The 13,334-nt window shown below is 72.6% G+C and carries 10 protein-coding genes; 5 read left to right on the top strand and 5 right to left on the bottom strand.

Annotated elements, in window-relative coordinates:
• Positions 1-34: 34 nt before the first annotated feature.
• From ACEPPI_RS21830 to ACEPPI_RS21815, 4 genes are all read left to right on the top strand, one after another.
• Positions 35-811: an aminoglycoside N(3)-acetyltransferase gene (locus tag ACEPPI_RS21830; RefSeq protein ID WP_373916960.1), complete on the top strand. Its 777-nt coding sequence runs from the start codon at positions 35-37 to the stop codon at positions 809-811.
• A 43-nt stretch (positions 812-854) separates the two neighbouring features.
• Positions 855-2,303 carry a TIR-like protein FxsC gene (locus ACEPPI_RS21825; protein WP_373916959.1) on the top strand — a complete coding sequence of 483 codons (1,449 nt, stop codon included), beginning with the start codon at positions 855-857 and terminating at the stop codon, positions 2,301-2,303.
• On the top strand, positions 2,287-6,273 hold the full coding sequence (gene fxsT, locus ACEPPI_RS21820; RefSeq protein WP_373916931.1) for an FxSxx-COOH system tetratricopeptide repeat protein: 3,987 nt from the start codon (positions 2,287-2,289) through the stop codon (positions 6,271-6,273). The genes ACEPPI_RS21825 and fxsT overlap by 17 nt, the downstream gene beginning before the upstream one ends.
• A gap of 85 nt (positions 6,274-6,358) precedes the next feature.
• Positions 6,359-7,255, top strand: coding sequence for a DUF4231 domain-containing protein (locus ACEPPI_RS21815; RefSeq protein ID WP_373916958.1), 897 nt, complete (start codon positions 6,359-6,361; stop codon positions 7,253-7,255).
• 19 nt (positions 7,256-7,274) lie between these two features.
• Here ACEPPI_RS21815 and ACEPPI_RS21810 read toward each other — a convergent pair whose 3' ends face one another.
• From ACEPPI_RS21810 to ACEPPI_RS21795, 4 genes are all read right to left on the bottom strand, one after another.
• Positions 7,275-7,754 (bottom strand): hypothetical protein, encoded by a 480-nt coding sequence (locus ACEPPI_RS21810; protein WP_373916930.1) that lies wholly within the window; start codon positions 7,752-7,754, stop codon positions 7,275-7,277.
• Positions 7,755-7,895: 141 nt separating this feature from the next.
• On the bottom strand, positions 7,896-8,765 hold the full coding sequence (locus ACEPPI_RS21805) for a S1 family peptidase (protein WP_373916929.1): 870 nt from the start codon (positions 8,763-8,765) through the stop codon (positions 7,896-7,898).
• A gap of 175 nt (positions 8,766-8,940) precedes the next feature.
• The gene (locus tag ACEPPI_RS21800) at positions 8,941-9,750 is read right to left on the bottom strand and encodes a DUF1684 domain-containing protein (RefSeq protein WP_373916928.1); all 810 of its coding nucleotides are present in this window, start codon (positions 9,748-9,750) and stop codon (positions 8,941-8,943) included.
• A gap of 93 nt (positions 9,751-9,843) precedes the next feature.
• Positions 9,844-11,193 (bottom strand): DUF5685 family protein, encoded by a 1,350-nt coding sequence (locus tag ACEPPI_RS21795; protein ID WP_373916927.1) that lies wholly within the window; start codon positions 11,191-11,193, stop codon positions 9,844-9,846.
• Positions 11,194-11,479: 286 nt separating this feature from the next.
• Between ACEPPI_RS21795 and ACEPPI_RS21790 the strand changes: the two genes are divergently transcribed.
• Complete coding sequence (locus ACEPPI_RS21790; RefSeq protein ID WP_280918095.1) at positions 11,480-11,938, top strand: cell division protein SepF; 459 nt, start codon at positions 11,480-11,482, stop codon at positions 11,936-11,938.
• A 36-nt stretch (positions 11,939-11,974) separates the two neighbouring features.
• Here the strand turns inward: ACEPPI_RS21790 and ACEPPI_RS21785 are convergent, their stop codons facing one another.
• A complete protein-coding gene (locus tag ACEPPI_RS21785; protein WP_373916926.1) occupies positions 11,975-13,159 on the bottom strand; it encodes an acyl-CoA dehydrogenase family protein in 1,185 nt (394 codons plus the stop codon).
• Positions 13,160-13,334: the final 175 nt, after the last annotated feature.

The following is a 13,334-nucleotide window of genomic DNA, read 5'->3' as shown; positions in this document are numbered from 1 at the left end:
GTTACCGGCGGCCCCGCCCGTCGGGGTCCTCGCACTGGCCGTACAGCTCCGCCTCCTCGGGGTGCGCCCCCGTCAGCGGCTGCTGGTGCACGCCGCCCTGCGCGGGACCGGTCTGCGGGCCGAGGCCCTGCGCGACGCCCTGCGGGGGGTGCTCGGCCCCGGCGGCACCCTGGTGGTCCCCGCCTTCACCGCCTCGAACTCCCTCACCTCCACCTCCCACCTGGCCCGGATCGCGGGCCTGGGCGAGCGGGAGGTGAAGGAGTTCCGCTCGCGCATGCCCGCCTTCGATCCGGAACGCACGCCCGGCGAGGGCATGGGCGTCCTGTCCGAAACGGTCCGCACCACCCCGGGGGCCGCCCGCAGCGCCCATCCGCAGACCTCCTTCGCGGCGCTCGGGGCCGACGCGCACCGGCTCTGCGCGGAACACCGGCTGGAATGCCATCTGGGCGAGGACTCCCCCCTGGGAAAGATGTGCTGGGAGGGAGGACAGGTACTCATGATCAATGTGGGATTTTCGACCTGCACCGCTTTCCATCTCGCGGAGTATCGAATTCCGAAGCCCCCCTTGCGCATGTACGACTGTGTGGTGAAGGTGAACCTGCCGGGGGGCCCGCACGGGGGAGGACAAGAGGGGGCGTGGACCTCGTACGAGGACGTCAGACTGGACGACGGTGATTTCGCGGAGATCGGCGGGGCATTCCCCGATTCCCGGGTGCGCCGCGGCCGGGTGGGAGGGGCACCCGCCGCGCTCTTCTCGATTCCGGACGCCGTCGATCACGCCCTGGACTGGATGACCGAAAACAGACGCTGATTGACTGAACGATGAGGGGATGTGGCGAAGCAGCTCCGGAATGATGTTTCTTCGCTCGCATCTTCGGGACGGGGGTCGTGTGCCCGCATCAGTGCAGCCCTACTTTTTTCTCAGTTATGCCCATACGCCGAGGTTCGGGCCGGGAGGACCCGATCCCGACATGTGGGTGGAGCGCCTGTTCCGTGATCTCTGCAACCACATCATGGCGCTGACCGATCTGCCCGCGGGGTCCGAGGCCGGCTTCATGGACCGGGAGATACGCAGCGGCGAGGGCTGGTCGGAGCGGCTCGGGGCGGCACTCGCCACCTGCCGGGTCTTCGTCCCCCTGTTCTCGCCGCGGTACTTCGCCAGTGAGATGTGCGGGAAGGAGTGGTTCGCCTTCGCGCAGCGCGCCATCCAGCACGGCGCGCTCAGCAACCAGCGGGCCGAGGCCATCGTCCCCGCCCTGTGGGTTCCCGTGCCGCCCTCACAACTCCCGGGCCCGGCCGAGCGGTTGCAGTTCAACCACAACACCTTCGGCGAACGCTACGTCACCGACGGGCTGTACGGGCTGATCAAACTCCGCGGGTACGCCGAGCAGTACGAGCAGGCCGTCTACGAGCTGGCCCGGCGGATCGTGCGGGTCGCCGAGACGGTCCGCCTCGACCCCGTCCGCCCGCTCGACTACCGGCTGGTGCCCAGCGCCTTCGGCCCCGCCGGGGGGCGGGGCGCCGCCGGACCGGGCGGCGGCCCCGCCCGCACCCTGCACGTGACCGTCGCCGCCGCCTCCCGGCACGACCTGCCCGCGGGGCGCAGCCCCGAGTACTACGGGGAGAGCGCCCTGGAGTGGAACCCGTACCACCCTGTGTCGCAGATGCCCATCGCGTACGTCGCCGAGGACCTCGTCAAGAACCTCAACTACCGGACCACGATGTCCTCCTTCGACGACGAGGCCGGACACTTCGACAGCAAGCAGCCGCCCACCCGGCCGGAGATCCTGATCGTCGACCGCTGGGCGGTGGAGGACGAGCACCGGCGCCAGCGGCTCGCCGCCTTCGACCAGGAGCACCGCCCGTGGATCAACGTGGTCGTGCCGTGGAACCGGTACGACCACCAGAGCCGGGCGAAGGAGGCGGAGCTGGCACGGCGGCTGGAGGAGACCCTGCCCGTCAAGATGGGCCAGGGCCGGGCCGCCTGCCGGGCCGCCGCGAACGGCGTGGCCAACATGGAGACCCTCGGGCAGATCCTGCCGCAGGTGGTCGAGGCCGCCGCCCAGCAGTTCCTCAGACACGCCCAGGTGTACCTGCCGGCCGGGAACACCCACACCGAACGCCCCCGCCTGCTGGGGCCGATGGGCATGGGCGGACCGCCCGCACCGCCTCCGGCGCCCTTCCCGCCCACCGCACAACGCGGGCACGCCGGCCGCACCGGCTCCGGCGGGACCGACGGGCCCGACACAGACACCGACAGCACCGACACCGACCGGGGGGACGCGGATGACAGCCAGTCGTGACAGCCGAGGCGGACGCATCGTCACCTTCTATTCCTACAAGGGCGGAACCGGCCGCACGATGGCCCTGGCCAACACCGCCTGGATCCTCGCCGCCAACGGCAAGCGGGTCCTGGCCGTGGACTGGGACCTGGAGGCCCCGGGCCTGCACCGCTTCTTCCACCCCTTCCTCGACCCCTCCACCCTCGGGGCCACCACCGGGGTCATCGACCTGATCAGCGAGTACGCCTGGGCGGCCACCAGCCCCGTGCAGCGCGCCGACGACTGGCACAAGGACTACGCCCGGATCCAGCCGCACGCCGTCTCCCTCACCCCCGAGAACCTGGGCTGGGAGTTCCCCGACGGCGGCACCCTGGACTTCGTCTCGGCGGGCCGGCAGAACCGCGAGTACTCGGCGACCGTGTCCACCTTCGACTGGGACAACTTCTACGACCGGCTCGGCGGCGGCCTCTTCTTCGACGCCCTGCGGGCCGACATGAAGAAGAACTACGACTACGTCCTGATCGACAGCCGCACCGGGCTGTCCGACATCGCCGACATCTGCACCGTCCACCTGCCCGACGTCCTGGTCGACTGCTTCACCCTCTCCGACCAGTCCATCGACGGCGCCGCCTCCGTCGCCCGGCAGATCGACGAGCGGTTCAACGACCGCGGCATCAAGATCTACCCGGTCCCGATGCGGATCGACGAGGGCGAGAAGGAGAAGGCCGACGCGGGCCGCGCCCTGGCCCGGATCAAGTTCGACCGCTTCCCGAACGGCCTGGTCGGGGACGAACTCACCTCCTACTGGGGCGCGGTGGAGATCCCCTACCGGCCCTACTACGCCTACGAGGAGACCCTGGCCACCTTCGGCGACGAGGCCGGGCTCACCAACTCCCTGCTCTCCGCCTTCGAACGGCTCACCACGGTGGTCACCGGGGGCGAGGTCACCTCCATGCCGGCCATCGGCGATGAGGTCCGGCTGCGGATCCGGGACGCCTTCACCCGCCGCCGCCCGGCCCTGCCCGCCGACCTGTTCCTCTCCTACGTCGCCGAGAACCGGATGTGGGCCGACTGGATCGAGTCGGTCCTGACCCGGGCCGGCTTCCGGGTCGTCCCCCGGGACGTCTCCGCCGAGCGGGTGCCCGACGCGGCGGCCGCGGGCGCGCCCGGCGACACCCTGGGCGCGGGCATCAGCATCGACACCGCCGCCCGGACCGTGGTGCTGCTCTCCAGCGCCTACCTGAAGTCGGCGCGGGCCGTGGACGTGTGGAACCGGGCCGCCGCCGAGGACCCGACCGGGGGCCGCCGCCAGCTGGTGCCGCTGCGGGTGGGCGACGTACGCCTGGCCACGCCCTACATCGACCGCAATCCGGTGGACCTCTTCCGCCTCGACGAGGTGCACGCGACCACCGCCCTGCTGCGGGCCGTGGAACGCCCCATGGCGCTGCCCGACAGCGTCGCGAGCGCCTCCCAGCCCGGCCCCCGCTTCCCGGGGACGGTCCCGAAGATCTGGAACGCGCCGCCCCGCAACCCCGGCTTCACCGGGCGCAGCATCGTCCTGGAGCGGATGCGCGACCAGCTCGGCGGCGGCATGGCCGTGGTGCTGCCGCAGCCGCAGACCCTGTACGGACTCGGCGGCGTCGGCAAGACGCAGGTGGCGCTGGAGTACGTGCACCGGTTCATGGCCGACTACGACCTGGTCTGGTGGATCTCCTCCGAGCAGACCGACGACGTGGTGGCGGCCCTCGCGGAGCTGGCCGTACGCCTGGGCGCGCAGACCGGCGAGGACATGTCGGCCGCCTCCCAGGAGGCGATCGACCTGCTGCGGCGCGGGGTGCCGTCCTCGCGGTGGCTGCTGGTCTTCGACAACGCCGACGATCCCGAGACGCTCAAGCGGTTCTTCCCGCCGGGCGGCCCCGGGCACGTGCTGGTCACCTCGCGCAACCAGTCCTGGTCGCAGTACGGGGACGCGCTGCCGGTGGACGTGTTCCTGCGCGAGGAGTCCATCGAGCACCTCCAGCGCCGGGCACCGGGGCTGACCAAGGACGACGCGGAACAGGTGGCCGTCGCGGTGGGCGACCTGCCCCTGGCCGTCGAGCAGGCGGGCGCGTGGATCGCGGAGACGGCGACGCCGGTGTCCGCGTACCTGGAGCAGCTGGCCCAGCAGGCCGCGCGGGTGCTGGGGCTGAACCAGCCGCCCGGGTACCCGGAGCCGGTGGCGGCCACCTGGAACGTGTCGATCGAGCGGCTGCAGTCCCGCTCCCCCGCAGCCGTGCGGCTGCTCCAGCTGTGCGCCTTCTTCGCGCCGGAGCCGATCTCGGCGAACCTCCTGTACAGCAAGGAGATGATCGACGCGCTCAAGCCGTACGACTCCTCGCTCCAGGAGAAGCTGGTGCTGGGCCGGGTGATCCGGGAGATCGGCCGGTTCGCGATGGCCAAGGTCGACCAGGTCAGCAACAGCATCCAGGTGCACCGTCTGGTGCAGGCGGTGATCCGGGCGCAGCTGTCGGAGGAGGAGCAGCGCGAGGCCCGGCACGCGGTGCACCGGATCCTGGCGGGTGCGCGGCCCGATGACGACGAGCCGATAGACAACCCGGCCACCTGGCCGCGGTTCAACACGATCTGGCCGCACCTGAGCCCGTCCGAGGCCCGGTTCTGCAAGGAGCCGGAGACCCGGCGGCTGCTGATCGACCGGGTGCGCTACCTGTGGAAGCGCGGTGACTTCAAGGCGGCGTACGCGCTGGGCGAGGAACTGCGCGAGTCGTGGCGGGAGATGCTCGGCAGCGACGACCTCCAGTACCTGTACCTGCGTTTCCACCTCTCCAACATCCTGCGGTCGCAGGGCCGGTTCGTGGAGGCGAAGGAGCTGGACGAGGTCACGCTGGAGCGGCAGCGCACCGCGCTGGGTCCCTCGCACCCGCACACGTACATGACCACGAGCGGCCTGGCGATGGACCTGGGCGCGCTGGGCCGGTACGGGGAGGCGATGGAGCTGGCGACGGCGGCGCACGAGGGCTTCGGGCAGATCTTCCACGAGGCGCACCCGCGCACCCTGGCCGCCGCGAACAACCTGGCGCTGAACCTGCGGATGGTGGGGCAGTACGCGCGGGCCAGGGAGATCGACCAGGAGGTCTTCGACCGGCGCACCGAGGTGCTGGGCCCGGACCACCCGTACACCCTGTCCTCGGCGCAGAACCTGGCCCGGGACCTGCGCGAGGTGGGCCGCTACGACGATTCGGTGCAGCTGCTGAGCCGGACGTACGACATCTACAAGCGGACGCTGGGGCGGGCGTTCCCCGGCACGCTGTCGGCGGCGAAGAACCTGGCGGTGTCGCTGCGGCGGGCGGGCGAGCTGGAGGACGCGCTGCGGCTGACGACGGCCACGCGCAACCGGTACCGGGCCAAGTACACCTCGGTCAATCCGGACCTGCTGGCCTGTGAGCTGAACCTGGCCTCGGACCTGTTCGCGACGGGCGACCCGGGCGCGGCGCGGGACCTGGCGCAGGAGGTGGTGGACGAGTACGTGAAGGTGCCGGGCGAGAAGCACCCGTACACCCTGGCGGCGCTCAACAACCTGGCGGTCTTCCACTGGGGCACGGGCGCGGCGGAGACGGCGGAGCCGATGCTGCGCCAGACGATCCGCAGCATGCGCGAGGTGCTGGGCGACAACCACCCGCACACGGTGTTCGCGCACCTGAACCTGGCGAACGCGCGGGCCGACCTGGGTGATCCGGAGGGTGCGCTGGAGCTGGAGCGGATCGCGGTGATGCGGCTGCGCGAGGCCCTGGGGGCACACCACCCGGAGACCCTGGCGAGCGCGTCGAACATGGCGGTCAGTCTGGACATGATGGGCCGCAAGGAGGAGGCGGCCCGGGTGCGGGCGGAGGCGGTGGCGGAGCTGACGCGCCTCCTCGGGGAGGACCACGGTCTGACCCGGTACGCCCGGGACGAGCGGCGGGTCCACCGGGACCTGGAGCCGCTCGCGGTGTGATCCGACGGGGGGCGGCGGGGGCCCCGCGGACGCGGGGTCCCCGCCGCCCGCCACCCGACATCAGGGGGGCGCTGTGACCGACAGCATGACCTTTCGCAACGAGGACCTGCCGGCCCTCTTCCACCACACCGACCAGGCGGCGGTCTCCCGGCAGCGGGAGTCCACCCAGGCGACCCGCGCGCAACTGCTGCTGCTGGTCGCGGCCGCCGGGGCCGCCGCCCTGCCGTCCGGGCCCGCCGTGGGCTCGCTGCACGTGTTCGGGGCGATCAGCGCGCTGGCGTACGCGGGGGTGCTGGCCGTGGGCGTGCGGGCGACCCGGCGGCGGGCCCGTCCGCAGTGGCAGCTCAACCGCAGCGCGGCGGAGTTCATCAAGTCCCTGGCCTGGCGCTACGCCGTGCACGGGGCACCTTTCGGCAGCGAGGTGGCCGGGGCGGAGGGGATGTACCGGGCGCGGCTGGAGAAGGGGCTGGACGAGCTCCGCAAGATGGGCTGGGAGGATCCGCGCAAGGCGGGCCTGGTGCCGGAGGGCGGGGAGGTCACCGGGGCGATGAACCGGCTGCGCGGGCTGGAGTACGCGGTGCGCCGGGAGACGTACGTGCGGGACCGGCTGATCGAGCAGCGCAACTGGTACCGGCGCAAGACGGAGGGGTCGCGGCGGGCGACGGCGCTGTGGTCGTGGACGATCGTGCTGCTGACCTGTCTGGCCCTGCTGTTCGCGCTGGTCGGGGCGTTCGGTACGGGTTCGGGTCCGGTGCCGGCGGGACTGTTGAGCGCGGCCGCGGCGGCGGCGATCGCCTGGAACGAGGTGCGGCGCCACCATCCGCTGATCGAGGCGCACACGCTGATCGAGCAGGACCTGGCGGCGATGATGGTCGTGATGCAGACGACGATCACGGAGGCGCAGTGGCCGTCCTCGGTGTACGAGACGGAGCGGTACGTCTCTCCGCAGCACACGGACTGGCTGGCCCGGCACAGCAGTTGAGGGGCGGGCGGGGCGTGGCTCAGTCCCGGGTCACGCCCGCGCGCCAGATGACGGTGACGGGTTTTCCGAGGGCCCGGGCGTAGGAGACGATCTCGGCGGTGCCGCCGTGCCCGCGTGCGGGGAGGCCGTCCCAGACGGCGACGAGCCGGTCGCAGGCGTCGGCGATGTAGGCGCCCGCCGCGTAGTAGGCCTCGTCGGTGGAGCGGGCGAAGGCCATGCGGACCTCCTGGGTGGCGCGGTGCTTGAGCCTGCGGTAGCCGGCGAGGGCGTCCGGGTCCTCGAAGGTGTCCTCGTAGTCCCCGCTGGGGATCACGACCGTGAGGTCGGCTCCGCATTCGAGGGCGATGTCGGCGAAGAGCTGGTCGGCGCCGTCGGCGAGGCTGGAGTAGGCCTCCAGCGGGCCCTGGTGGCCGCCGAGCACGGTGCGCAGGGCCTCGCGGACGTGGCCCAGCAGCTCGTCGGGGATCGACCGGTGTCCGGTCACGCCGATGCGCTTCATGAGGGAACCTGCATGCGGAGACCTGCCTCCCCGTGGACCGGATGCCCTGGACATCCTCCCAGAAGGAGGGAGGACGTCCAGGGGGCCGACCGGGGCGCGTGGGCCGGCCGGACCGCGTGGACCGGGGGGGGATCCCGCGGGTCAGTAGACGCTGACGCCGTAGGCGTTCAGCGCTTCGACGACGGGCTGGAAGAAGGTGGTTCCGCCCGAGGAGCAGTTGCCGCTGCCGCCGGAGGTGAGGCCGACCGCCAGGCTGCCGGAGTAGAGCGGGCCGCCGCTGTCGCCGGGTTCGGCGCACACGTTGGTCCTGATCATTCCGTAGACGATGTCGCCGCCGCCGTAGTTGACGGTGGCGTTGAGGCCGGTCACGGTGCCGCCGTGGACGCCGGTGGTGGAGCCGCGGCGGGTGACGGACATGCCGTTGGTGGCGTCGACGGCGCTGGTGATGTCCTGGCTGCCCACGGTGCCGGGCGGGACCGGGGAGTTGCTGGCGTACTTGATGAGGCCGTAGTCATTGGTGGGGAAGCTGGAGCCGACGGTGGATCCGATGGTGGTGGCGTGGGAGGAGCTGGTCCACCAGGTGCCCGCGCCGTCGGTGCAGTGTCCGGCGGTGAGGACGTAGTAGTCGCCGCCGCTGCGCACGTTGAAGCCGAGCGAACAGCGCCAGCTCGTCGCGTAGATGGCGTCGCCGCCGGAGATCAGCTTGCGCAGCTTGCCGGGGGTGCGCTCGATGCGCAGGGCACCGGCGTCGGGTCCGGCCTCGTGGCGGATTCTGGCCAGATCGGCTTCGGTGACCGTGGAATCGGCGGTGACCACGAGGGTTCCGGTGGCGGGGTCGGTGTGCCAGGCGGTGCCCGCGACGTCGGCGCGCAGGACCGAGGCCCCGGCGGCGTCGAGGCGGGCCGCGCTGAAGCCCTCGTCGGCGGGGTGCGCGCCGGCGACGGCGGGCGTGACGAGTCCGGCGACGGCGGCCAGGCCGGCGGCGACGGCGAGCAGGCGGATGCGGCTCATCTTCTTGTTCCTCACTTCACGTCCTCCCGGAAGGGGGTCGGGGGCCCGGCAGAGGTGGGGGGCGCCGGAGCCCGTGAGCGGCGGTGGGGTGGGGGCGGACGTACGGGAGACCCCGCACGTTTTCGCCGTGCCCCTGACAAGTTCGCCGGATGACGCTGACGGGAGTGTCCTGTCGTCAGTCACCGGCGGCAAGGGCTCCTTTCAGCCTCCGCTCCCCCGCGGCGACCTCGAAGGGCAGCGTGTTCCCGGGTGGCGGGAAGGGGCAGACGAAGTGGTCGGCGAAGGCGCAGGGCGGAAGCAGGGCCCGGTTGAGGTCCACCGTGACGGCGCCGTCCGGGCCCGGGATCCCGGGCCGCAGGAAGCGGAAGCGGTAGCTGGAGCGGCCCGACGTGGCATCGGCGAAGACGGCCCACAGGCTGCCGTCCCCCTCGTCGACGGCGACCTGGAGGGCGTGCTCCCGCCCCGCGCGGTCGAAGAGCAGCTCGCCCCCGAGGCCGAGCCCGCGGGCGCGCCCGTCGACGTTCTCCACCTGGACGGTGCGCCGCTCCGGGTACGGGCGGAAGCGGCCCGGCAGCGCGTACGCCGGGTCGTACGCGGTGGCCTCGACGCCCCGGAAGGCGCTGCGGGCCGGGGAGTCGGGGTCGAAGACGCGGACCGCCCACTCCCCCTCGCGCAGGATCACCGCGAACCGGCGCCGCCCGGAGGCGAGCCGGGCCCGTGCGGGCGGCCCCTCGTCGGCGTCGAGGGCGGCCTCCCCGGCGAAGGGGCGGCCGTCGAGTTCGAGGCCGTCCTCGGGGGCGGCGCTCAGCGCGACCCCGGACCCGGTGGCGCGCCACTGCCCCGGAACGGCCGGAATTCGACCTTCCGGGTAGTCGCCGAGCCAGTGGGTACCGGTCAGCGCGAGGGGTCCGTGAGGGGCGGAGACGGTGGCCACGCGATGCTCGTGCCACTCCCGCCAGGCGTTGGTGTCCCGTTCGTCATCCATGCCGGACTACCCTTCCACGCGGGCCCGCGCGGGAATCCCCCGGTACCCCGTCCGGGCCTGTGGGCCGTACCGCGCGCCGCCCCTGACGGGCGCTCAGCTACAGCCGCAGTCGCAGCCGTCGCAGCCACAGCCGTCGCAGCAGCCGCCGTCCCCGCAGCAGCTGCAGCAGTCACAGCAGCCGTCGCACCCACTGCAGTCCGGGCACGCGTCGCACCAGGCGTCCCGCTTGCGCCGGGACCAGGGGCCGTCGTGCTCCGTGCAGCACAGCTGGCAGGTGCAGAAGAGCCCGATGGACACGGCGCAGCCGGCCAGCAGCCCGCGGCGCGGCTTGTGCGGGGGCGGCGGCGGACCGCCGAAGCCGCCGCCGAAGCCGCCACCACCGCCGCCTCCCCAGCCGGGGCCACCGGGGCCCATCGGCGGGGCTCCGGGGCCACCGGGGGCGTAGGGATTCGCGTTGCCGTTCCCGTACGGACCGCCGCCGGGGCCGCCGTACGGGGCCCCGTACGCCTGCCCGGCGTCCGGGCCGTAGCCCTGCGGCGGAGCGCCGTGGCCCTGCCCGGCTGCGTTGGTGGCGACGTGGCCGCAGGCGCCGGTGCCGAAGGCCCGGTCCACCGAGGTGCGCAGCTCGTGCACCAGCAGCCGGTGGGCCAGCCCCGCGTCGGCGAACTCCGTCTCGCGCAGCGCCAGCCGGATCCCGTGCAGGGCGTCGTCGCACAGGCGGCGGGCCTCGGCGAGGGTGGTCCCGGTGGCGGTGAGCGGGTTCCAGGCGCCCGAGGCGGCGTCGGCCGCCTGGTCCTCGACGGCGTCCAGCAGGTGCGCGAGCCGGCCGAAGTAGCGGCCCGCCTCGGCCAGGGGCGCGGCGTTGCCCGGCCGCCCCGCGAGAACCGCGGTATGGGCGAAGGCGGCGGCGGTGGCGGTCTCCGTGGGCTCGGTGACCACGAGGACGGACGTGCCCGGCCCGGCCAGGGTCTCGATGCCGCCCTGGCGGTCCACGGCGTCGACGAGCACGGCGGTGTCGAAGCCGAGCGAGGCCCCGGTGCGGGCGCCTGCCCGGTCCCAGCCGCGGGCCACCGTGCGCGCCGCGGCGGCTATCGGAGCCCGCGCCAACAGCCCGTCCCGGTCGGCCACGTGGTCCCGCACCTTCGCGGAGGCCAGCACGAGCGAGACGGCGGCGGCCAGTCGCGCGCCCTCGCCGTTGGCCACGGGGGCGGTGCGCATGCCGCGCAGCGGGCAGGGGCCGGCGGTGCGCCGGGCGCCGGGCAGCGGTCCGGACTGAGCCTCCGTCAGAACGGAGACCAGCAGGCCGTCGTAGTTCGTGACGATCCTGGCGAACTGCCCGTGGTCACCGCGAAGTGCCAGGCAGAGACCGCACAGATGAGCCATCCACTCCGATTTGAACCGCTCACCGAGCCGGTGTGTGCAAGGTCTGACAATGCCGAACAAATTCGGTTCCCCCGTGTGTCATACGCGTGTTTCGGGGGCATCGTATCGAGCCCGGTCGTTCACTCGTCCGTCCCAGTGGCTCACCCGGTCGGCGGCAGTGGTCGTATTTTCACTCAGTCAGCAGCGGTAGCCACCGGGAACCTTGACCGTGCAACGGATGTTCTGCACCAGTCGCGTCACGAAACCCCTGCGCGGCGGCTATCCACTTGGCGCGTTGTCAGCATCATGGACGACCATAGGGGCAGCGGAGAAAAAGACAGACTGGTCACGGTGAAAGGAGGCGTCCATGGGTTCGGTACGCAAGGCGAGTGCCTGGTTGGGTCTCGTGGAGGACAGCGACGACGAGCGGTACTACGACGACGACTACGCGGAGGCGGTGGAGCGCCAGCAGGGTTCCGTTTCGGGACCCGGCGACCAGTGGGTCACCGACCCGCGCGTGAAGGTGGCCTCGGACTCCGCGGTCGAGCAGGGCCGGCGGATCGCGACCGTGACCCCCGACGGCTTCCGTGACGCGCGCGGCATCGGTGAGCTGTTCCGCGAGGGCGTCCCGGTGATCGTGAACCTCTCCTCGATGGACCCGGGCGACGCCAAGCGCGTGGTCGACTTCGCGGCCGGCCTGACCTTCGGCCTGCGCGGCTCGATCGAGCGGGTGGCGACCAGGGTCTTCCTCCTGACCCCGGCCGACACCCAGATCGTCAGCGGTGAGGCGGGCGGGCGCACCCGCGACTTCTTCAACCAGAGCTGAGCCCGGGGGCGCCTCCCGGCGCCGGCTGGGGGACCCTCACCGGAAGGCGTCGAGCCCGGTGAGCGCCTTGCCCAGGACGAGTTGGTGCATCTCGACCGTGCCCTCGTAGGTGAGGACCGATTCGAGGTTGGTGGCGTGCCGCATGACGGGGTACTCCAGGGAGATCCCGTTGGCCCCGAGGATCGTCCGCGCGGTACGGCAGATGTCGATGGCCTCGCGGACGTTGTTGAGCTTGCCGAAGCTGATCTGCTCCGGCCGCAGGGTGCCCGCGTCCATCCGCCGGCCCAGGTGGTGGGCGAGCAGGATGCCCTTGTGGAGTTCGAGCGCCATGTCGGCGAGTTTGGCCTGGGTGAGCTGGAACCCGCCGATCGGCTTGCCGAACTGCTCCCGCGTCCTCGCGTAGTCGAGCGCCGTCTCGAAGGCGGAGCGCGCCGCGCCCATGGAGCCCCAGACGATCCCGTACCGCGCGTGGCTGAGGCAGCCCAGCGGTCCCTTGAGCCCGGTCACTCCCGGCAGCACCGCGTCCGCGGGCAGCCGTACGTCGTCCATGACCAGCTCGCTCGTCACCGAGGCGCGCAGCGACCACTTGTGCTTGATCTCCGGCGCCGAGAAGCCCGCCGCGTCGGTGGGGACGGCGAAGCCGCGGATCCCCTCGTCCGTCTGCGCCCAGACCACCGCGACGGCGGCCACCGAGCCGTTGGTGATCCACATCTTGCGCCCGTTGAGCACCCAGTCGCCGCCGTCGCGCTTCGCGTACGTGCGCATCGCGGCCGGGTCGGAGCCCACGTCGGGCTCGGTCAGGCCGAAGCAGCCGATCAGCTCGCCGGCCGCCATGCCCGGCAGCCAGCGCTCCTTCTGCTCCTCGGAGCCGTACTTCCAGATCGCGTACATGGCCAGCGAACCCTGTACGGAGACCAGCGAGCGGATCCCCGAGTCGGCGGCCTCCAGCTCCAGGCAGGCCAGTCCGTACTGGACGGCGCTCGCGCCCGCGCAGCCGTAGCCGGACAGGGACATGCCGAGCGCGCCGATGGAGCCGAGTTCGCGGGCCAGCTCGCGGATGCCGGGGAGCTCCCCGTCCTCGTACCACTGGGCGATGTGCGGCAGGACCCGGTCGGCGGCCCAGGTGCGGACCGTATCGCGGACGGCGAGGTCCTCGGGGCTGAGCAGCTCGTCCAGCCCGAGCGGGTCGGTGGGGACGAAGGGGGTCTTCGACGCGGACAAGAGGGGCCTCCCGGCAGGCACGTGGGGCGAAACCTAGCGGTGCAAGTTTGTCGCCGGTCCCGCCCCTGGTCCACCCCCGGATTTCCGCCGCGCCGCGGCCGGGCCGGGCCGGCGCGGGGTCAGGCCGAGCGGCCGGGCCGCCCGCCGACGGCGGTGTCGTGCTCCGGCCCGCCCG

The organism is Streptomyces sp. AB3(2024), from assembly GCF_041862025.1.
Classification (GTDB): domain Bacteria; phylum Actinomycetota; class Actinomycetes; order Streptomycetales; family Streptomycetaceae; genus Streptomyces.
Note: the sequence above shows the minus strand (reverse complement) of the source record. Positions and strands in the feature narration are given on the sequence as shown.